General features: G+C 64.4%; 16 protein-coding genes and 1 pseudogene. 10 read left to right on the top strand and 7 right to left on the bottom strand.

Annotated elements, in window-relative coordinates:
- Window positions 1–120 precede the first annotated feature (120 nt).
- Window positions 121–438: a PilZ domain-containing protein gene (locus tag AC1DQK_RS00630; RefSeq protein WP_477866327.1), complete on the bottom strand. Its 318-nt coding sequence runs from the start codon at window positions 436–438 to the stop codon at window positions 121–123.
- A 90-nt stretch (window positions 439–528) separates the two neighbouring features.
- Window positions 529–1,068, bottom strand: coding sequence for an acyloxyacyl hydrolase (locus AC1DQK_RS00625; protein WP_477866325.1), 540 nt, complete (start codon window positions 1,066–1,068; stop codon window positions 529–531).
- A 144-nt stretch (window positions 1,069–1,212) separates the two neighbouring features.
- On the opposite strand from AC1DQK_RS00625, the pseudogene AC1DQK_RS00620 reads away from it, so the two are divergent.
- Together AC1DQK_RS00620 and AC1DQK_RS00615 are read left to right on the top strand one after the other, a co-directional pair.
- A pseudogene (locus AC1DQK_RS00620) lies at window positions 1,213–1,401 on the top strand (30S ribosomal protein S4); the annotation flags it as partial.
- Window positions 1,402–1,645: 244 nt separating this feature from the next.
- Complete coding sequence (locus AC1DQK_RS00615) at window positions 1,646–2,320, top strand: protein-L-isoaspartate(D-aspartate) O-methyltransferase (RefSeq protein ID WP_477866323.1); 675 nt, start codon at window positions 1,646–1,648, stop codon at window positions 2,318–2,320.
- A 30-nt stretch (window positions 2,321–2,350) separates the two neighbouring features.
- On the opposite strand, the gene AC1DQK_RS00610 is transcribed toward AC1DQK_RS00615, so the two are convergent.
- Window positions 2,351–3,016, bottom strand: coding sequence for a hypothetical protein (locus AC1DQK_RS00610; RefSeq protein WP_477866321.1), 666 nt, complete (start codon window positions 3,014–3,016; stop codon window positions 2,351–2,353).
- A gap of 121 nt (window positions 3,017–3,137) precedes the next feature.
- Between AC1DQK_RS00610 and gltB the strand changes: the two genes are divergently transcribed.
- The 3 genes from gltB to AC1DQK_RS00595 all read left to right on the top strand — a co-directional run bounded on the left by gltB (window position 3,138) and on the right by AC1DQK_RS00595 (window position 9,818).
- A complete protein-coding gene (gene gltB / locus AC1DQK_RS00605; protein ID WP_477866319.1) occupies window positions 3,138–7,781 on the top strand; it encodes a glutamate synthase large subunit in 4,644 nt (1,547 codons plus the stop codon).
- Window positions 7,782–7,794: 13 nt separating this feature from the next.
- Window positions 7,795–9,231, top strand: a complete 1,437-nt coding sequence (locus AC1DQK_RS00600; protein ID WP_477866317.1) for a glutamate synthase subunit beta — start codon at window positions 7,795–7,797, stop codon at window positions 9,229–9,231.
- A 323-nt stretch (window positions 9,232–9,554) separates the two neighbouring features.
- Window positions 9,555–9,818 carry a TFIIB-type zinc ribbon-containing protein gene (locus AC1DQK_RS00595; protein ID WP_477866957.1) on the top strand — a complete coding sequence of 88 codons (264 nt, stop codon included), beginning with the start codon at window positions 9,555–9,557 and terminating at the stop codon, window positions 9,816–9,818.
- 106 nt (window positions 9,819–9,924) lie between these two features.
- On the opposite strand, the gene typA is transcribed toward AC1DQK_RS00595, so the two are convergent.
- Complete coding sequence (typA, locus tag AC1DQK_RS00590; RefSeq protein ID WP_477866315.1) at window positions 9,925–11,748, bottom strand: translational GTPase TypA; 1,824 nt, start codon at window positions 11,746–11,748, stop codon at window positions 9,925–9,927.
- A gap of 383 nt (window positions 11,749–12,131) precedes the next feature.
- On the opposite strand from typA, the gene AC1DQK_RS00585 reads away from it, so the two are divergent.
- Together AC1DQK_RS00585 and AC1DQK_RS00580 are read left to right on the top strand one after the other, a co-directional pair.
- Window positions 12,132–13,319, top strand: a complete 1,188-nt coding sequence (locus AC1DQK_RS00585; protein WP_477866313.1) for a toxic anion resistance protein — start codon at window positions 12,132–12,134, stop codon at window positions 13,317–13,319.
- A gap of 5 nt (window positions 13,320–13,324) precedes the next feature.
- A complete protein-coding gene (locus AC1DQK_RS00580; protein ID WP_477866311.1) occupies window positions 13,325–14,038 on the top strand; it encodes a hypothetical protein in 714 nt (237 codons plus the stop codon).
- 43 nt (window positions 14,039–14,081) lie between these two features.
- Here AC1DQK_RS00580 and AC1DQK_RS00575 read toward each other — a convergent pair whose 3' ends face one another.
- Window positions 14,082–14,957: an ABC transporter substrate-binding protein gene (locus AC1DQK_RS00575; protein WP_477866309.1), complete on the bottom strand. Its 876-nt coding sequence runs from the start codon at window positions 14,955–14,957 to the stop codon at window positions 14,082–14,084.
- A gap of 45 nt (window positions 14,958–15,002) precedes the next feature.
- On the opposite strand from AC1DQK_RS00575, the gene AC1DQK_RS00570 reads away from it, so the two are divergent.
- Together AC1DQK_RS00570 and AC1DQK_RS00565 are read left to right on the top strand one after the other, a co-directional pair.
- A complete protein-coding gene (locus tag AC1DQK_RS00570) occupies window positions 15,003–16,007 on the top strand; it encodes a FecCD family ABC transporter permease (protein WP_477866307.1) in 1,005 nt (334 codons plus the stop codon).
- On the top strand, window positions 16,001–16,774 hold the full coding sequence (locus AC1DQK_RS00565; RefSeq protein ID WP_477866305.1) for an ABC transporter ATP-binding protein: 774 nt from the start codon (window positions 16,001–16,003) through the stop codon (window positions 16,772–16,774). Before AC1DQK_RS00570 ends, AC1DQK_RS00565 begins: the two co-directional genes overlap by 7 nt.
- Here the strand turns inward: AC1DQK_RS00565 and AC1DQK_RS00560 are convergent.
- Together AC1DQK_RS00560 and AC1DQK_RS00555 are read right to left on the bottom strand one after the other, a co-directional pair.
- Complete coding sequence (locus AC1DQK_RS00560; protein ID WP_477866303.1) at window positions 16,741–17,715, bottom strand: glycosyltransferase family 2 protein; 975 nt, start codon at window positions 17,713–17,715, stop codon at window positions 16,741–16,743. The genes AC1DQK_RS00565 and AC1DQK_RS00560 overlap by 34 nt on opposite strands.
- 21 nt (window positions 17,716–17,736) lie before the next feature.
- Window positions 17,737–18,843 (bottom strand): acyltransferase family protein, encoded by a 1,107-nt coding sequence (locus AC1DQK_RS00555; protein ID WP_477866301.1) that lies wholly within the window; start codon window positions 18,841–18,843, stop codon window positions 17,737–17,739.
- A gap of 144 nt (window positions 18,844–18,987) precedes the next feature.
- Here AC1DQK_RS00555 and AC1DQK_RS00550 point away from each other — a divergent pair, with 144 nt between their 5' ends.
- Window positions 18,988–19,878 carry a LysR family transcriptional regulator gene (locus tag AC1DQK_RS00550; protein WP_477866299.1) on the top strand — a complete coding sequence of 297 codons (891 nt, stop codon included), beginning with the start codon at window positions 18,988–18,990 and terminating at the stop codon, window positions 19,876–19,878.
- Window positions 19,879–19,882: the final 4 nt, after the last annotated feature.

The following is a 19,882-nucleotide window of genomic DNA, read 5'->3' as shown; positions in this document are numbered from 1 at the left end:
TGGCCCCAGGGTCTCGCCAGTGTCAACGATGGCGCTGAAACGAATCCTCCGATTTGGATGATGTGTGACGCGCGCGGATTATTGGATGGACCTGAACCAACTGCGAGACAAGTTGGCGGATCAGGCGTGACCCTTCATGAAGATCGACGCCAGTTCCCGCTCGTTCAGCGGTTCGATGAACTTGCAACCGGCTTCGAAATCCTTCGACCAGATCACGCTTGCGCGCACGATGTCGGCATTGGGCAGCTTCAGCGTAATCTTGGTACCGCGCGGCAGGTCGCAAAACACTTCCAGCCGGGCGCCGCGCGTCGTAACGTCGAGCACGCGGCACAGCGCACGCTCAGGGCGGCCGCCGGTGCCGTAACGCGCCCGCACATCAGCGGGGAGCCGCTCCTCGCCGCGGCGATGTTCCAACACGGTAACCTCTGATGAAAACATCCGCATTCCTTCCGCGATGGAAGCATGCCTAACACGGCGTTTATTACTGCGCGGTAAAACGCTACCGGAATGACCGTTGCAGCCAGTCGATTATCGCAATGTCAGCAAGGCGCGCACGCCCAAGCTGTCGATGCCGCGATTTTGCCGGCTGAAAATGGTGGCGTGGCTGAGGTGTATCCAGGACGCCTCGACAGACATATGCTCGTTGGCCCGCCAGCCCAGCGCCAATTCCGGCTCGAAGGTGACGGGTGAACCAAGATCAACCCGCCGCCCCTCGCGATAGGCACGCGATGGCCCGTCGTTGACCGAAACGCCGATCCCGGGCCGAACATAGACCCGCGTTCCGAATGTCCAGTTGAGTCCCGCAGCGACATAGTCGGTTCCCCCGTTCAGGCTTTTCGAAACCAGCAGATGCGGCGCGGGCCGGCCGATTGATCGGAACGACTGGATGGGATCGCCGATCCATCCGGCCTTGATGTCCTGTCCGGTTTCGAACTTGGTTTCGGACATAGTAACATCGTGCTGATACACGCCGAGCCACAGCTGGTCTGCGCGTGCGCCGGATGCCAATGGAAGCAGGGCGATGGTCAGCGCGGCAGGAATTGCTTTCATCGCGAGCACAACGCGCACCGCTCGTGACCGATCCATGCCATCACAGCAACAATCACCCCCTGGAAAGGCGCACTGCCGATCCGGCAACAGAGTCTTAATCTATGTGGCTGTGATCAGTTCGGGAAAACCTAAACTTCAGGCAGATATCCGTGGGAGCGGCACATGTCGAAACGGCACGGCGCCAGGCACAAGCTCGATCGCAGAATCGCTGAGCATATCTGGGGCCGCGCCAGGAGCCCGGTCAATACCCGCCCCTATAGCCCCGGCCAACATGGCCAGCGCCGCAAGAGCAAGATCTCGGACTATGGCCTCGAGCTGAAGGCCAAGCAGAAGCTCAAAGGCTATCATGGCAAGTTCCATTCGCGCTGATCAACGCTTCGTCCGGCTTTCCGGCAGAATCGATGGCCCTTGCAGTCTTTTGCTCCTCCCATTTGGCCGTGCTCACCGAGACATGATCTCCTTCAAGTTCGAACCGCCCGGGCGCTTTCGTCACGGCGGTATCGGGCCGGGTCGAGCTGAAGGTGCACGCTCGGGAATGTCGATCGTCGACGGCTCGCGTCGTGCGTTTCTGTAGAGGCAGCAAAGGCACATCCGCATGAAGCAGTTGACCGAGGAGCATATGTCCATCCTTCGCCGCCACATGGTCGAGGTGATCGAGATCGAATATGACCTGATGAGCGAGGAAATCGGGCATCTGCGCCCCGCCCCGCCGATTCGCGCCGCCCTGCTCAAGGTACCGCGTCACCATTTCGTACCGCTTCAGTTCACCCTGATGGCCTATCAGGACCGCCCGCTGCCGATCGGCTTCGACAAGACGATCTCACAGCCCTTCATGTCGGCCCTGATGGTCGACATGCTCGAACTCACCCCCGCCTCCAAGGTGCTCGAAGTGGGCACCGGCTTGGGCTATCAGACCGCCCTGCTCGCCGAACTGGCAGGAGAGGTCTGGAGCGTCGATGTGGTGGAGGAATTCATCGCCACGGCGGCATCGCTTCTGGAGCAGTTCGACTATGCCAATATCAGCCTTCGGGTGGGCGACGGAACGCGCGGCTGGGCGGACGCGGCGCCCTTCGACGCGATATTGGTCAGCGCCGCAGCGCGTGAAATCCCCGAGGCGCTGATCCGCCAGCTCAAGCCCGGCGGCCGCCTTGTCCTGCCCGTCGGAGACGAAAACGGGCAACGGCTCGCCCAGATCCGCTGGGACGGCAGCAGCCAAGCTTCGGTACGCGAGATCATGGGCGTGCTGTTCACGCAGCTGGAAACCCTGTGACGCACCGGCACCGCGATCCAGTGAATGCCTTCATTCATCCTCGTCATCCGGATCGGTGGATCCGAACGAACTCTCTTCGTCATCATGGACAGGCTCGCCGGCGAAGGCATCAAAGTCGAGGCGGCCGCTTGCGATCATATCGTTCATCTTTTCCACCAGATCGGGCACATCGTCCGGAATCAGCGACGCCGGATTGGACCCGCTCCCACGCTCGGTGTCGATGACCGCGAGATGCTCGATGTCGAGCGCGTCGGATGCGACATCCTGCGCCTGCCCTTCATCGCGCTGCTCGCTGTTGGGTTCGATATCGGCGGGATCACGTGGCATCATGGGAAAGTCCTCCTGCGGTGCTAAACTGCGGGAGGTTTTCCCGGTTCCGAGGGATGTCGAATGCAGGGCTCGATCCCGTCCGGTTTGTTCTGCGGGCCGGGCAGCTCCCGCATGCGAAGCTTCTCCCTGCCGGGGGCGGCGGCGGGCCAGTCCACCTCCTCCAGCTTCAAGACGCGTTCTTCGCGACCAGCGGCTATCCGCCGCATCCGCTCCGGCCGGGCCTGGGTCATCGGACATATGCGCTTGCAGCCGTGTTGCTGGCCTTCGTCGGCCTGATGCCTTCGGCCGCGATTCGCCGGAGCGGCACCCTCCGTTCATCGAGTAGCCAAGGCGCGTCGCGGCTTGCGCGATCTGGCTACGCAACATGATTGCTGAAAGCTGCGCTAGTTGGGCAAGGGACTTTTGTAGGCTTCACTCCGCGGGTCATATATGTATAGCAGCCACCGCGAAGGTCCGTCGGTACGGACCAGGGGGAGCTTGCCGCCGGATGACCTATCCGCCGAATCAGGGTTTGTACGATTTCCGCAATGAACATGATGCTTGCGGCGTCGGGTTCATCGCCAACATCCGTGGCGCCAAGTCCAACACGGTCGTACAGCGCGGCCTCGAGATCCTCCTCAAGATCGACCATCGCGGTGCCGTGGGCGCGGATCCGCTGCTCGGCGATGGCGCCGGTATCCTGATCCAGATCCCGGATGCGCTGCTGCGCGACTGGGCGGCCGGCGCCGGCCTCACCCTTCCGCCCGCCGGTGATTATGCGGTCGCTATGTGCTTCCTGCCGCAAAATGATTCCGCGCGCGCATTCGGCATCGCGCATTTCGAGAAGTTGATCGTCAAGGAAGGCCAAAGCCTGATCGGCTGGCGCGACGTGCCCGTCGACACGACCGGCCTGGGTCAGGCCGTTCTCGATGAGATGCCGGTCATCCGGCAAGCCATCATCGGCCGCGGCCCGGACTGCGCCGATCAGGATGCTTTCGAGCGCAAGCTGCTCTCAATCCGCAAGCAAACCCAGAATCCGCTCGCCGAACTCGAAGCCACGCACGGCCTGCCGGGTCTCACCGACTTCTACATGCCGTCCTTTTCGAGCCGCACGGTCGTCTATAAGGGGCTGCTGCTCGCCGGCCAGGTCGGCAGCTTCTATCGCGACCTCGGTGATCCGCTCACCACCTCGGCGATCGCACTGGTCCACCAGCGCTTCTCGACCAACACCTTCCCAAGCTGGAAGCTGGCGCACCCCTATCGCTTCATCGCCCACAATGGCGAGATCAATACGGTGCGCGGCAACGTCAACTGGATGAACGCGCGCCGCCGCACCATGGAATCGGAGCTGCTGGGCTCCGATCTCGACAAGATGTGGCCGATCATCCCGCACGGCCAGTCGGACACCGCCTGCCTGGACAATGCGCTCGATCTTCTCGTCGCCGGCGGCTACTCGCTCGCCCATGCGGTGATGATGCTCATTCCCGAAGCCTGGGCGGGCAATCCGATGATGGATCCGGCACGGAAGGCCTTCTACGAATATCACGCCGCGCTGATGGAGCCATGGGATGGCCCCGCCGCCGTCGCCTTCACCGACGGCCGCCAGATCGGCGCCACGCTCGATCGCAACGGCCTGCGGCCGGCGCGCTTCTGCGTGACTGACGACGATCATGTCGTGATGGCCTCCGAGTCGGGCGTGCTGCCAATCCCCGAGGAGAACATCGTCCGCAAATGGCGGCTGCAGCCGGGCAAGATGCTGCTGATCGACATGGAGCAGGGCCGAATCATCGAGGACGAAGAGATCAAGGCCAGCCTTGCCAGCGCCAAGCCTTATGCCAAGTGGTTGGAGGCGGCGCAGTACAAGCTCAAGGATCTCGAGGCGCTGGAGACGGCCGAGGCTCCCGCCCTGCCGAATGATCCCCAGACCCTGCTCGATCGCCAGCAGGCGTTCGGCTACACGCAGGAGGATATCGCCAAGTTCCTCGAGCCGATGGCCCGCAACGGCGAGGATCCGATCGGGTCGATGGGAACCGACACGCCGATCGCGGTGCTGTCGAGCAAGTCGCGGCTGCTCTACGATTATTTCAAGCAGAACTTCGCTCAGGTCACCAACCCGCCGATCGATCCGATCCGCGAGGAGCTGGTCATGTCGCTGGTGTCGATGATCGGTCCGCGTCCCAACCTGCTGGGCCGCCAGGCCGGCACCCACAAGCGTCTTGAGGTCGATCAGCCGATCCTCACCAACGGGGATCTGGCCAAGATTCGTTCGGCCGAGGCCCAACTCGACGGCGCCTTCCGCACCCAGACGATCGACATCACCTGGGAGGCTGCAGCCGGGGCTGCCGGACTTGCCGCTGCGATCAAGGAAATGTGCTGGGCCGCCACCGAAGCTGTCCTGGCCGACAAGAATATCCTGATCCTGTCCGATCGGGCGCAGGATGCGCACCGCATCGCGATGCCATCGCTGCTGGCGACCGCGGCTGTCCACCATCATCTCGTCAAGCAGGGGCTGCGCATGCAGACCGGCCTGGTCGTCGAGAGCGGCGAAGCGCGCGAAGTCCACCATTTCTGCGTCCTCGCGGGCTATGGCGCGGAAGCGGTGAACCCGTATCTCGCCTTCGACACGCTCGAAGAGATCCGCGTCCGCCAGGCGCTGCCGCTGTCCGGCTACGAGGTTCGGAAGAACTATATCAAGGCTGTCGGCAAGGGCATCCTCAAGGTCATGTCCAAGATGGGCATCTCGACCTATCAGAGCTATTGCGGCGCACAGATCTTCGACGCGATCGGGCTGTCCTCGACGTTCGTCGAACGCTATTTCACGGGCACGGCGACCACCATCGAAGGCATTGGCCTTGCCGAGATCGCGGTGGAGACCGTCCGCCGCCACGCCGCTGCCTACGGCGACAATCCGATCTATCGCAACATGCTCGATGTGGGCGGGGTCTATGGCTATCGCGTCCGTGGCGAGGACCATGCCTGGACGCCCGAAAACATCGCCTCGCTTCAACATGCGGTGCGCGGCAACAGCCAGGATCGCTACGCCGAGTTCGCCCGGTCGATCAACGAGCAGAGCGAGCGGCTGCTGACGATCCGCGGTCTGATGCGGCTGAAGCCGGCCGATCGCCCGATCGATATCAGCGAAGTCGAGCCGGCGTCGGAGATCGTCAAGCGCTTCGCCACGGGCGCAATGAGCTTCGGCTCGATCTCACGCGAGGCGCACACCACGCTGGCGGTGGCGATGAACCGCATTGGCGGCCGCTCCAACACCGGCGAAGGCGGCGAGGAGCCGGATCGCTTCGTGCCGCTGGCCAACGGCGATTCGATGCGCTCGGCCATCAAGCAGGTCGCCTCGGGCCGGTTCGGCGTCACCGCCGAATATCTGGTCAATGCCGACGACATCCAGATCAAGATGGCGCAGGGCGCCAAGCCCGGCGAAGGCGGCCAGCTGCCCGGCGACAAGGTCGACAAGAACATCGCCAAGGTGCGCCACTCGACCCCCGGCGTTGGCCTGATCTCGCCCCCGCCGCACCATGACATCTATTCGATCGAGGATCTGGCGCAGCTCATCCATGACCTGAAGAACGTCAACACCGGTGCGCGGATCTCGGTGAAGCTCGTCTCCGAGGTTGGAGTCGGCACGGTCGCTGCCGGTGTCTCGAAGGCGCGCGCCGACCATGTGACGATCTCCGGCTATGAAGGCGGCACCGGCGCCTCGCCGCTCACATCGCTGACCCACGCCGGCAGCCCATGGGAGATAGGCCTGGCCGAAACCCAGCAGACCCTGCTGCTCAATGGCCTGCGCAGCCGTATCGCGGTGCAGGTCGACGGCGGCATCCGCACCGGCCGCGACGTCGCGATCGGCGCGCTGCTCGGTGCCGACGAGTTCGGCTTCGCAACCGCGCCGCTGATCGCCGCCGGCTGCATCATGATGCGCAAATGCCATCTCAACACCTGTCCGGTCGGCGTCGCCACGCAGGATCCGGTATTGCGCGCGCGCTTCACCGGCCAGCCAGAGCACGTCATCAACTACTTCTTCTTCGTCGCCGAGGAACTGCGCGCGATCATGGCCGAGATGGGCTTCCGCACGGTTCAGGAGATGGTCGGCCGGGTCGATCGGCTCGAAACCCGCGCCGCGCTGGATCACTGGAAGGCGCATGGGATCGATCTCAGCCGCCTGCTCCACCAGGCGCAACCGGCGATGGGCAACACGCTGCACCATTCCAAGTTCCAGGACCATGGCCTCGACGGGGCGCTCGACAACGACCTGATCGCCGCTGCGGCGCCCGCGCTCGAACGTGGCGAGCATGTCGTGATCGAGCGGCCGGTGCTGAACGTCAATCGTACCGTCGGCGCGATGCTGTCGGGCGAAGTGGCGCGGCGCTACGGACATGCCGGACTGCCGGAAAACAGCATCACCATCCGCCTTACCGGCGTCGCCGGGCAGAGCTTCGGCGCGTTCCTCGCCCATGGCGTCACGCTCGAACTGACCGGCGATGGCAATGACTATGTCGGCAAGGGACTTTCCGGCGGCCGCGTCGTCGTCCGCCAGCCTGGGCATGTCAGCCGCGATCCACTGGAGAATATCATCGTCGGCAATACGGTGCTGTACGGCGCGATCGCCGGCGAAGCCTATTTCCAGGGCGTCGCCGGCGAGCGCTTCGCCGTGCGCAACTCGGGCGCAATCGCGGTGGTAGAGGGCACCGGCGATCATGGCTGCGAATATATGACCGGCGGCGTCGTCGCGGTGCTGGGCCAGACCGGGCGCAACTTCGCCGCTGGTATGTCGGGGGGCATCGCCTATGTGCTCGACGTCGATGGCCGCTTCCGCGACCGCTGCAATCCGGCGATGGTCGATGTCGAGCCCATCAACGCTGCCCCCGACGCGGATGAGGGTACGGGCCGGCCGCAGCAGCGCCCCGCAAGCGTCCACGATTATGGCATGGGCGACATGCTCCGCCATGACGCGGATCGGTTGCGCATCCTGCTCGAGCGACATCATCTGCACACCGGCAGCGCCCAGGCGCGTGCCCTCCTCGACGACTGGCAGACCACCATCACCCGGTTCGTGAAGGTGATGCCGCGAGACTATCGCCGCGCGCTGCAGCAGCTGGAGGCCGAGCGCCTCGCTGCCGCTGATATCGCCGCGGAATGACCGGAGAATAAAGATGGGCAAGGCAACCGGTTTTCTCGAGATCGAGCGCAAGGAGCGCAGCTATCTGAAGCCTGCGGAGCGGCTGAAGACCTGGAACGAGTTCGTCCTGCCAATGCCGGACAAGGAACTGCGAGATCAGGCTTCCCGCTGCATGAATTGCGGCATCCCGTTCTGCCATACCGGCTGTCCGGTGAACAACATCATCCCGGACTGGAACCATCTGGTCTATGAGTCCGATTGGAAGAACGCACTTGAAGTGCTTCATTCAACAAATAATTTTCCGGAATTTACCGGCCGCATCTGCCCTGCGCCGTGCGAGGCGGCATGCACGCTGAACATCCAGGACACACCGGTCGCGATAAAGTCGATCGAATGCGCTATCGTCGATCGGGGATGGGAGGAAGGCTGGATCGTACCAATGCCGCCGGCTCGCAAGACCGGCAAGTCGGTGGCCGTCGTGGGATCGGGACCCGCCGGCATGGCATGCGCGCAGCAACTCGCCCGCGCCGGACATAGCGTCACGCTGTTCGAGAAGAACGATCGGATGGGAGGCCTGCTCCGTTATGGCATCCCCGACTTCAAGATGGAGAAGCACCTCGTCAACCGGCGCCTGGTGCAGATGGAGGCCGAAGGGATCACCTTTCGCACCAGCACCGAGGTCGGTGTTCAGGTTTCCATCGATTCGCTCCGGGAGAATTTCGACGCGGTCGTGCTTTCCGGCGGCGCTGAAAAGCCGCGCCCGCTGGAGATCCCGGGCTTCGAGCTCCCAGGCGTCCGCTATGCGATGGAATTCCTTACCCAGCAGAACAAGCGTAACGCCGGAGACGACGAACTCCGCGCCGCCCCGCGCGGCACGCTGACCGCGACCGGCAAGCATGTCGTCGTGATCGGCGGGGGTGATACCGGATCGGATTGCGTCGGCACCTCCAACCGCCATGGCGCCGCATCGGTCACCCAGCTGGAGATCATGCCGCGGCCGCCCGAGAAGGAGGCGAAGGCGCTGTCCTGGCCGCATTGGCCACTCAAGCTGCGCACTTCCTCGAGCCACGAGGAAGGCTGTGAGCGCGACTGGTCGGTGGTGACGAAACGCGCCGTCGGGACCAACGGCCAGCTGACCGCGCTCGAATGCATCCGCGTCGAGTGGGTCGGCGGCAAGATGCAGGAAGTCGCCGGCAGCGAGTTCACGCTCAAAGCCGACCTGGTGCTGCTGGCGATGGGCTTTGTCGGCCCCAACACCGCCGGTCTCATCGAACAGGCAGACGTCGAACTCGATGCACGGGGCAATGTGAAGGCGGATACGAGCGGATACGCGACCAGCCAAGACGGCATCTTCGCCTGCGGCGACATGCGCCGCGGTCAAAGTCTGGTCGTGTGGGCAATCCGTGAAGGCCGCCAGTGCGCCCGCGCGGTCGATCTTCACCTGATGGGCAAGAGCGACCTGCCGAGCTGAAAGGTCGGGATAGGGAGGATCTGCTTTCCTAGTCTGATCCGTCAATCCAGCGAAAGCTGGAATCTCGGCAAGGCTCCTGCCTCGACATCTTCTCCTAATGCCTGAGACTCCAGCTTTCGCTGGAGTGACGATAAAAGGGAGGATGCGAAACCCCTTGTCGAACCCGGCCGCGCCCTTATCTTGGTTGCGCGGGCCGGGCCCCTCTGGCGATCGAAACCGATCGTGATGTCGGACCGCATCGAGCAATGCTCGGTGCCGCGGGGTCCCCTCTTCCTCAGCGCCGAGCGCGAAATCGAGGGAGATACAAGTTGACCCATCCGAATATGAATTGCCCTGTCTGCGCGGTACCGCTGACGATGAGCGAACGTCAGAATGTCGAGATCGACTATTGTCCGCAATGCCGCGGCGTCTGGCTCGACCGCGGCGAGCTCGACAAGATCATCGAGCGATCGGCCGCAGAAGCCGTGCCTGCGCCGCAGGGACGCGAGCAGCACTATGCGCCGCCGCCCCAACAGCAGCCCTTTGGCTATGATCCGCGCTACAAGCACAAGCGGAAGAAGTCGTTTCTGGAAGAGCTTTTCGACTGACCCGCGCGTCAGACGCCTGAGAAGCCGGGCTCCACCGGAGTAACGCCATAAGGAAAAAGAAGAGGGGCGCCGGATCTCTCTGGCGCCCCTCTTTCCGTCAGGCCGATTACGCCGCCTGCTTGGCCCGGCTCGCGCGCTTGCGCTCATGCGGGTCGAGGTGGCGCTTGCGCAACCGGATCGACTTCGGCGTCACTTCCACCAGTTCGTCGTCGTCGACATAGGCGATCGCCTGTTCCAGCGTCATCCGCTTCGGCGGGGTCAGCCGGATCGCGTCGTCCTTGCCACCCGAAGCACGGAAGTTGGTAAGCTGCTTCGCCTTCATCGGGTTCACTTCGAGATCGTCGGTCTTGGCATTCTCGCCGATGATCATGCCCTCATAGAGAGCCTCGCCATGCGCGACGAAGAGAATGCCCCTCTCCTCGAGCGGGCCAAGCGCATAGCTGTTCGCCTCGCCAGCACCGTTCGAGATCAGCACGCCGTTCTTGCGGCCCTCGATATTGCCCTTGTGGGGGCCATATTTCTCAAACAGCCGGTTCATGATGCCAGTGCCGCGGGTGTCCGACAGGAACTCGCCATGATAGCCGATCAGGCCGCGGGACGGCGCCGAAAAGGTGATGCGGGTCTTGCCGCCGCCCGAGGGGCGCATGTCCAGAAGCTCCGCCTTGCGGATCGCCATCTTCTCGACGACGGTCCCCGAATATTCCTCATCCACGTCGATGACCACGGTCTCGTACGGCTCTTCCTTGCCGCCCTGCTCATTCTCGCGGAACAGCACGCGCGGGCGCGAAATGCCGAGCTCGAACCCCTCGCGGCGCATCGTCTCGATCAACACGCCGAGCTGGAGCTCGCCGCGACCAGCGACTTCGTAGCTGTCCTTGTCGGCGCTTTCGGTCACCTTGATCGCGACGTTCGATTCCGCTTCGCGGAACAGGCGGTCGCGGATCATTCGGCTCGTCACCTTGGTGCCTTCGCGACCAGCCATCGGGCTGTCGTTGACGGCGAAGCGCATCGACAGCGTCGGCGGATCGATCGGCTGCGCATGCAGCGGCTCGGACACGGTCGGATCGGCGATGGTGTTCGCCACCGTCGCAACGGCGAGACCGGCTATCGAGATGATGTCGCCCGCATTGGCTTCTTCGACCGGAACCCGCTCCAGGCCACGAAACGCCATGATCTTGGACGCACGGCCGGTCTCGACGATCTTGCCGTCCGGATCGAGTGCGTGAATCGCCTGGTTGGTCTTGACCGAACCCGAGAATACCAGGCCGGTGAGGATCCGACCGAGGAAATTGTCGCGGTCGAGCAGGGTCACCAGGAACTTGAAGGGTCCGTCCGGATCGGCGGCCGGCGCCGGCACATGATCGACGATCTTCTGGAACAGCGGCTTGAGGGTGCCCTCGCGCGCCTGCGGGTTTTCGCTGGCATAACCGTTGCGGCCGCTGGCGAAGAGAACCGGGAAATCGAGCTGCTCGTCGGTGGCGTCGAGCGAGACGAAGAGGTCGAATACTTCGTCCAGAACTTCCTGGGTCCGCTCGTCGGGCCGGTCGATCTTGTTGACGACCACGATCGGGCGCAGGCCCAGCGCCAGCGCCTTGCCCGTCACGAACTTGGTCTGCGGCATCGCGCCTTCGGATGAATCGACCAGCAGAATCACGCCGTCAACCATCGACAGGATGCGCTCGACCTCACCGCCGAAGTCGGCGTGGCCGGGCGTGTCGACGATATTGATGCGCGTGCCTTCCCACTCGACCGAAGTGCATTTCGCCAGAATGGTGATGCCGCGCTCCTTCTCGAGATCATTCGAATCCATCGCGCGTTCTTCGATGCGCTGGTTGTCGCGGAAGGTGCCCGACTGACGGAATAGCTGGTCGACGAGCGTGGTCTTGCCATGATCGACGTGCGCAATGATCGCCACGTTGCGGAGGCTCATGATTCTGATGATCCTGATTGGAGGTATTTGCCGGCCGCATAGCTGAATTGGCGCAACGCAACAAGGCCGGAACCGAGTGAGCGATGCGGCGGCGCTAATCTCGCAACCGCAATGCGCGCCGCGACGGGCAAAAAAAGGGGCCGGTTCGTTGGAACCGACCCTTGAGTTATTAGGAGAGGATGCCTGAAAGGCCCGTTCCTTTTGCGGTGCAGCGTTCGATTCGACAACTGCTCATGCAACAACGATAGATGCAATTTTTGCAATCATTGCAATTTGAGCATTTGCACCAGCTGGATCGGAGCAGGGCCGCAGACCGTATCGCTTGAATAATGCACCTCTTGCCGCCATCTTCCGCCTCGTCAAAACATAGGGAGATGCCGGCAATGGCCAGCACGACGACGACCGAAGAACCTGATCTCGTCCTGCAGGCGCCGGCACCCGTCAAGGTGCTCGCTCCCGATAAGGCCGCCGGCCTCGTCCCTCTGAAGGACGAGCAGCGCAGCCAGCTCGATGAAAAGGTCGACAGCTTCGTCGACGAGCTGGTGGCGCAGGACGTCAATAGCCCCGAGTTCGGCAAGCGGGTTGATTCGATCAGCAACATGGGCCGTCGTGAAATCGCCGAGGCCGCGGGTCAGTCGAACCGTTTTCTCGATCGCCCGGTGCGCGCGATCGACGCCGACACCGGCGTCGGCGCCGATCTCGCCCAGCTGCGGCGGACGATCGAGGATCTCGACCCGGGCAGCAAGGGCGACCTGTTCACGCGCAAGAAGCTGTTCGGCATCTTTCCGTTCGGCAATCGAATGCGCGACTATTTCGACAGCTACAAATCGGCGCAGAGCCATATCTCCTCCATCCTGCGCAGCCTTGCGTCGGGCAAGGACGAGCTGATCAAGGATAACGCCGCCATCGATGTCGAGCGGCAGAATCTCTGGGCGGCGATGGGCAGGCTCGAGCAGATGATCCATCTCTCGAAGACGCTCGACGAGCGGCTCGAGACCAAGGCGCTCGAACTCGACAGCAGCGATCCCGAAAAGGCCAAGGCAATCCGCGAAACGGCGCTCTTCTACGTGCGCCAACGCAGTCAGGACCTGCTTACCCAGATGGCGGTGACGGTGCAGGGCTATCTGGCGCTCGATCTCGTCAAGAAGAACAATGTCGAACTGGTCAAGGGTGTCGACCGCGCCTCCACCACGACGGTAGCGGCGCTGCGCACGGCGGTCACCGTCGCGCAGGCCCTGACCAACCAGAAGCTGGTGCTCGAGCAGATCACCGCTCTCAACAGCACGACTGCGAACATGATCGATTCCACCGGGGAGATGCTCAAGAACCAGACCGGCGAGATCCACACGCAGGCGGCCGCCTCGACCATTCCGGTCGAGACGTTGCAGCGGGCGTTCCAGAACATCTACGACACGATGGACGCGATAGACCGCTTCAAGGTCGAAGCGCTGTCCTCGATGAAGCAGACCGTCGGCACGCTTACTACCGAAGTCGAGAAGTCGCGCGGCTATATCGCGCGGGCCGAGGGCGCGGCGCAAAGCCAGGCCGAGCCTTTCCGGGCGCTGGAATAGCCGCCATGGTCGACAGCCGCGGCACCATGGATCGCGCCGAGGAAATCCTCGAAAGGGTCCGCGCGCGCACCTCGCCCCGGCAGATCAAGGCGCATCGGCGGCGCGTGGCCGGCTTCTTCCGCCGCGTGAAATATGCGTTCTTCGCGGTGCTCGGCGTGATGCTAGCCGCCGGATTGATCGGTACGTTCATAACTCCACTGGGTATCGGCGGCTTTTTCCTGATGCTGGTCGCGATGGCGATCGTCTTCTTCGGCATCCTCGGCTGGCCGCACGCTGCCGAGCCGACCCCGGAGCAGATGGCGAAGAGCGATCTGCCGCTGCTGCCCTCGCAGACCGAACGCTGGCTCGAAGCGCAGCGCCCTGCCCTTCCCGCCCCGGCGCAGCGGCTTGCAGACGAGATCGGCATCAAGCTCGAGGCGATCGGTCCGCAGCTTGCCACGCTCGACGCCCGTGCGCCCGCGGCCTACGAACTGCGCAAGCTGATGGCGGAGGAGCTGCCGGAACTGATCGACGGCTATAAGCGCGTGCCCGAAGCAATGCGCCGCGCCGACCGCAACGGCAGTTCGCCCGACAAGCAGCTTGTCGAGGGCCTGCGGGTTGTCGACGAGCAGTTGGTACGGATGGCCGAACAACTCGCGAGCGGCGACCTCGACAAGCTCGCCACGCAGGGGCGTTATCTCGAGCTGAAATATCGCGGAGAGGACGGCGAGACGAGGTAAGCCATTCCGTCACAGGGACGGAGCGGGTCAAGGGGGCGAACCTCTACTGAGATCCCGGCCTCCGCCGGGATGACGAGCCTGGCTGGTCGACCCGGTCCGCCTGCCTGATCCCCGTCACAAGCCTTTCGATCGCATCGGGATAGGATGGGCCGCCGCAGGTCGTCAGCGCCTCGGGGATATCGATCCGCCGCGCCTTCGGGATCGACCGCGACAGCAGCGGATGCTCCAGCATCTCGGTGCCCTTGTCGGTCACGCGGCCGCCATTGTCGACGATCAGGAAGTCGGGCCGGGCCATCGCCATGTCCTCGATCGACAGATAAGACAGCATCGGCCGGTTCAGTCGCGTCGCAAGGTTCACCAGCCCAGCGCGGTGCATGATCTCGTCGATCAGGGTGCCCTGCCCGGTCAGATAGCCGCGCCGCTGATAATAAGCCGCGGTCCGGCCCCTGCCCGGCGGGTTGCCCGGCTTCGCCAGGCGGCTGCGCATCGATGCGATCAACGCCTCGCCGCGCGCCGGGTGGCCGATCGCCGCGGCGACCATCCTGGTGGTGCTCTCGATGCTCGCCAAATCATCGTCCCGGGGCAGGTCGATGATCGTGACCTTGTGGCTTCTAAGCACCGCCAGCGCCGCCGGAGTGCCGAAACCGGACGTAAATACAAGGTCGGGCTTCAGCGTCAGCATCTCCTCGGCGCTGCCGCGGATCGCCGGGAAGCGGCGCGCCTTCGCCACGCCCCACGACATCGCCGGATCGTGCGAGAAGCGATTGAGCGCGACGATCTGCGAAGGATCGGCGAGCGCGAGCAGATATTGATCGGCGCACAGGCTCAGCGATACGATCCGCTTCGGAGCGGCGGTGGCGGGCGCCGCGCAGAGCAGTGCTGCGGCCAGCAGGAACCAGCGATGATTTCGGAACCGCATCGCCTTCTCAATCGAAGATCGGGCGGCTAGGGTCAAGCGAGCGCGATGACCATCAGCCCCCTAACCCGACGCATGTTGCTGATTGCCGCTCTCGCGCTGGCCGCGACGCTGCTTGGCGTCGGATCGCTGCTGACGGGGCCGACCCGCTTCGGATCCCGCGAGATCATCGAGATCCTCTCCGGCAGCGGTGACCCCATGCTGCGCGCCGTGCTGCTGGAGCTGCGCTTGCCGCGAGCGTTGCTGGGGCTGCTGGTCGGTGCGATGCTTGGCCTCGCCGGTGCGGTGCTGCAGGGCTATCTGCGCAATCCACTCGCCGAGCCTTCGGTGCTCGGCACCTCCAACGCGGCCGCCCTCGGCGCGGTGGTCGCCCTCTATTTCGGGCTGACGCAAGCCCATCCGCTGAGCCTGCCGCTGCTGGCTATCGGTGGCGCGCTGATCGGTCTGGCGCCGCTGATGCTGCTCGCCGGCCGCGCCGAGAGCCCGCTGTCGCTGATCCTCGCCGGCATAGCGGTCGGCACGCTGTCCGGCGCCGGGATCAGCCTTGCGCTCAACCTCGCGCCGAATCCCTTCGCGGCGATGGAGATCATGAGCTGGCTGATGGGCTCGCTGGAGGATCGCTCCTTCGTCCATCTCTGGCTTGCTCTGCCGTGCATCGCCATCGGCGCGGTGCTGCTGTTGTGGAACGGCCGGGCGCTCGATGCGCTCACCCTTGGCGAGGATGCGGCGCAAACCCTCGGCGTCGACCTGCGCGCCCTGCGCTGGCGACTCCTCGGCGGGATCGCGATCGGCGTCGGCGGAGCGGTGGCGGTGTCCGGGGCGATCGGGTTCGTCGGGCTGATCGTGCCGCATCTGCTACGTCCGCTCGGCGATCGTTCGCCATCGGCGCTGCTGCTGCCTTCCGCTCTAGGCGGAGCGGCACTGCTCAGCGCGGCCGACATCGCCGTCCGGCTGATCCCGACCGACAGCGAACTCCGCCTCGGCGTGCTGACGGCGCTGCTCGGGGTCCCGGTGTTCCTCTACCATCTGGTTCGCGAGCGACGGCTATGGTGAGTCTCACCATTTCGGCGCTGCAGGTGGTGCTTGGCAAGCGCACCGTCCTCCATGCTGTCGATGCCCGGATCGAACCCGGTGCGCTGGTCGGGGTGATCGGGCCCAACGGGGCGGGCAAATCGACGCTGGCGCGGGCCATCACCGGCTTGATCCAGCCTGCTGCGGGACAGGTCCTCATCGACGGATCGGACGTGCAGCGCGTGCCGCGCGCGAGGCTTGCGCATCGCATCGCCTATCTGCCGCAGGGGCAGATGGTTCATTGGCCGCTGACGGTGGAGCGGCTGGTGTCGCTAGGCCGCCTGCCGCACCTGGCGCCGTTCTCCTCGGTTGGCGGTGCCGACCGGGCGGCGGTTGAGCGTGCGATGGCGCGCGCCGAAATACTCGAGCTGCGCGATCGCGTCGTAACCGAATTGTCGGGCGGAGAGCGCGCCCGCGCGCTGATCGCGCGTGCGCTTGCCGTCGAAGCGCCCGCCCTCATAGCCGACGAGCCGCTCGCGGCGCTCGATCCAGGCCATCAGCTGCAGATGATGGAGCTCCTCAAGGCGGAGGCCGCTGCCGGGACGCTGGTGATCGCGGTGCTCCATGACCTGGCGATGGCAGCGCGCTTTTGCGACAGGCTGATCCTGATCCACGAAGGCCGGCTGGTCGCCGATGGCCCTGCCTCGACCGTGCTGACCCCGGAACATCTGAGCCGCTGCTATAATATCCGGGCCTGGACCGGGACGATCGAAGATCAGCCGGTGGTGCTGCCCTTGTCGCGATCCTGACCGCCCGGCGCCGCGAAACTCAGATAGGCGAGCCGCCGCACCTCGCGCCGCCCGCGCACCACCGTAGCAAGTATCAGGCCGCAGAAGAAATTGAGCACGGCCAGGATGATCAGGCCGGTCGCGAGCAAGGCCGTCGGCAGTCGCGGTACCAGTCCGGTCTGCAGATAGGTGATGCCCAGCGGTATCGCGAGGATGATCGCGAGCAGGGCGAGCAGCCCTCCGATCGCTCCGAAGAAGAGCACCGGTTTCTCGATCCGGAACAGCGTGCCGATCGTCGACAGGATCCGCCAGCCATCGCGATAGGTCGACAGCTTGGAGGTCGAACCCTCCAGCCGGGCGCCATAATGAGTGACGACCTCACCGACCGGCATCTGCAGTTCCAGCGCATGGATGCTGATCTCGGTCTCGATCTCGAAGCCTGCCGAAAGCACCGGGAAGCTCTTAACGAACCGTCGCGAAAAAACCCTATAACCTGATAAGATATCGGAGAAAGTTCTCCCAAAAAGACGCGCCAGAAGACCTGTCAGCATCGCGTTTCCGAAGCGATGGCCACGGCGATAGGCCGCCTCCACTTCGGATCGCCGCGCGCCCACCACCATGTCGAGGCGCTCGTCGAGCATCATCCGGATCATCTCCGGCGCTGCCGATGCATCATAGGTCGCGTCACCATCGGCCATGACGTAGATGTCGGCTTCGACATCGGAGAACATGCGCCGGACGACGTTGCCTTTCCCCTGTATCCGCTCCGTGCGGACGATCGCCCCCGCCGCCCGCGCGACCTCGACGGTGCGGTCCTTGCTGTTGTTGTCGAAGACGTAGATGCGTGCGTCAGGCAGCGCAGCCTTGAAGCTGGCGATCGTCGTGGCGATCGCCGCCTCTTCATTGTAGCAAGGTAGGATCACGGCGATATCGGCTGGCATGGCGGCAGTGATAGAGGTCATTTCGGCTATTGTCATCGACCCTCAGGCGGTTGCCAGTCTGGCATGTAATCGGTGCTGCCCACCAAGGCGCCGCGATAACGGCTTTTCGACGAGCAGATACAACAGGCAGCCCGCCGCTACGCTGATCGCGATCGACAGCAGCGCATATAGCGCCAGCGCCCGCAAGTCGGTGGCGAAGCCCAGCGCGCGCCACAGCTGGCTCGTCGCCGATAGCGTGATCATGTGCGACAGGTAGATCGAATAGGAGGCGTCGCCCAGTCCATGCAGCAGCGCCGAGCGAAACAGCCCGTGATGCGCTTCCACCACCAGCAGGCCTGCCAGCAGCAGCGCCGATGGCAGGCCGCTGGCGAGCAGGCGTGGAAGGGCGACAACCTGTGGCAGCATCATGACCCCCGCGGCGCCGATGGCCAGCATGGCCCAACCGGTAGCGGAGGATAGCCGCGCCAGGCCAGCGCCCCGGGTTGCGATCACGCCAACCGCGACGCCCAGCCCGAACTCTAGCAGCATGCCCGATGTGTAGAAGCCGCCAACGCTGTCGGGCGCCTGGCGGCTGATCGAGCCGAGCAGCACCAGCAACGCCAGGGTCGCGATCATGCCGGCGAAACGCCATGACGCCGGCACCAGCAGGAACAATCCGAACAGCAGATAGAAGAACATCTCATGATTGAGCGTCCAGCCCGGGATGACCACCGGCTCGATCATATGCGTGAGCGGGTGGCTGTAGCCGACGAACAGGAATGATGCCGCGACATGAGCAAGATCGAACCGCGAGGATTGCAGCAGGCCGGGCGAAACCAGCATGACCGCCGTGACGAAGCCGGTAACCGCCCAGTAGAGCGGGACGATGCGCAGGATGCGGCGACGCCAGAAGGTCAGTGGCGTATCCTGCGGACGCCCCACCGTGGTCACCCACATGATGAATCCGCTGATGACGTAGAAGATGTCGACTCCGCCCGCCAACCCTGCCGGCCAGGGCCCGGCATAGCCCATCCGGCCAAGCTGTACGGGGACATGATAGATGAGCACCATGATCGCGGCGACGCCGCGCAGATACTGGACTCCGGCCAATTCGCCGACATCCCGCAACGCCGTGCGGCGTCGGTCGCTCTGGTCCACGGACGCGTTCAAAGATCCACCCGCCCCCGGGGCCTCCTGCCTGTAATGCCAGGCGAGCCGGCGCACGCTACGCCCCCGTCTCCTGCCCGCCACTCCTGCGCCGTCATCAGGGATTAGCGATGGCATTGCAACGCATGATCGGGCTAGCTCTCCGCCATGCACGAAGATTATGCGCTGTTCGTAGCCATCGTCGAGGCCGGCAGCCTCTCGGCCGCCGGGCGGCGCCTGCGAATCTCACCGGCGATGGCGTCCAAGCGGCTCGCGCGCCTCGAAGCCCGCCTCGGCTCTACGCTCGTCCACCGCACCACCAGGCGGCTGGTGCTGACAGACGTCGGCCAGGGCTTCTACGAGGATGTCCGCCGCATCATCGAGGAGACGCGCGCAGCGGAGGCGCGCGTCGCCGGTCGGATCGGCCAGCCCGGCGGTCGACTGCTCGTATCTGCGCCGACGTCCTTCGGCCGGCTGCACATCGCACCCCACCTCAAGGGCTTTCTGGATCTCAATCCTCGCATCGAAATGTCGCTGGAACTGGATGATGGATTTTCCGACCTTCTCGCCGAACGGGTCGACATCGCCATTCGCATCGCATCCGAGCCCGCGGGGTCGCTGGTGGCGCACCGGCTTGCCGACAACCACCGCATCTTATGCGCTGCGCCCGTCTATCTCGCCGAGCATGGCACGCCCGCCGGCATCGCCGATCTTGCCAGCCATCGACTGCTCGCTGCCGCCCATCAGCTGCCCTGGCGGCTCGAGGGCCCTGCCGGCCCGGTCACTGTCGATGGCGCCAGTGCCGTTCGCACCAATTCGAGCGAGGTCGCCCGCGAACTGACTATCGCCGGGCTTGGCATCGCGCTGCGCTCGACCTGGGACATCGGCCCGGCGCTGCGCAACGGCACATTGGTCCGCGTTCTTCCCGATGTCTGCGGGGCAACCGACGTCGCGATCTACGCGGTCCACCCGCGCGGCGCGGAAACCGCCCCGAATGTGCGGGCGTTCATCGAGTATTTCCGGGCACTCTTCTCGCCGCTGCCACCCTGGGATAGGTGACCGA

It is taken from the genome of Rhizorhabdus sp. P4_G5, from assembly GCF_056401065.1.
This window is presented reverse-complemented; position numbering and strand designations above follow the sequence as displayed.

Excerpts from the sequence above, each read along its gene's own strand:
- AC1DQK_RS00630 (WP_477866327.1), bottom strand. The coding sequence starts at position 438 with ATGTTTTCATCAGAGGTTACCGTGTTGGAACATCGCCGCGGCGAGGAG.
- AC1DQK_RS00615 (WP_477866323.1), top strand. The coding sequence starts at position 1,646 with ATGAAGCAGTTGACCGAGGAGCATATGTCCATCCTTCGCCGCCACATG.
- AC1DQK_RS00610 (WP_477866321.1), bottom strand. The coding sequence starts at position 3,016 with ATGTTGCGTAGCCAGATCGCGCAAGCCGCGACGCGCCTTGGCTACTCG.
- gltB (WP_477866319.1), top strand. The coding sequence starts at position 3,138 with ATGACCTATCCGCCGAATCAGGGTTTGTACGATTTCCGCAATGAACAT.
- AC1DQK_RS00600 (WP_477866317.1), top strand. The coding sequence starts at position 7,795 with ATGGGCAAGGCAACCGGTTTTCTCGAGATCGAGCGCAAGGAGCGCAGC.
- AC1DQK_RS00595 (WP_477866957.1), top strand. The coding sequence starts at position 9,555 with ATGAATTGCCCTGTCTGCGCGGTACCGCTGACGATGAGCGAACGTCAG.
- typA (WP_477866315.1), bottom strand. The coding sequence starts at position 11,748 with ATGAGCCTCCGCAACGTGGCGATCATTGCGCACGTCGATCATGGCAAG.
- AC1DQK_RS00585 (WP_477866313.1), top strand. The coding sequence starts at position 12,132 with ATGGCCAGCACGACGACGACCGAAGAACCTGATCTCGTCCTGCAGGCG.
- AC1DQK_RS00580 (WP_477866311.1), top strand. The coding sequence starts at position 13,325 with ATGGTCGACAGCCGCGGCACCATGGATCGCGCCGAGGAAATCCTCGAA.
- AC1DQK_RS00575 (WP_477866309.1), bottom strand. The coding sequence starts at position 14,957 with ATGCGGTTCCGAAATCATCGCTGGTTCCTGCTGGCCGCAGCACTGCTC.
- AC1DQK_RS00570 (WP_477866307.1), top strand. The coding sequence starts at position 15,003 with ATGACCATCAGCCCCCTAACCCGACGCATGTTGCTGATTGCCGCTCTC.
- AC1DQK_RS00565 (WP_477866305.1), top strand. The coding sequence starts at position 16,001 with ATGGTGAGTCTCACCATTTCGGCGCTGCAGGTGGTGCTTGGCAAGCGC.
- AC1DQK_RS00560 (WP_477866303.1), bottom strand. The coding sequence starts at position 17,715 with ATGACCTCTATCACTGCCGCCATGCCAGCCGATATCGCCGTGATCCTA.
- AC1DQK_RS00550 (WP_477866299.1), top strand. The coding sequence starts at position 18,988 with ATGCACGAAGATTATGCGCTGTTCGTAGCCATCGTCGAGGCCGGCAGC.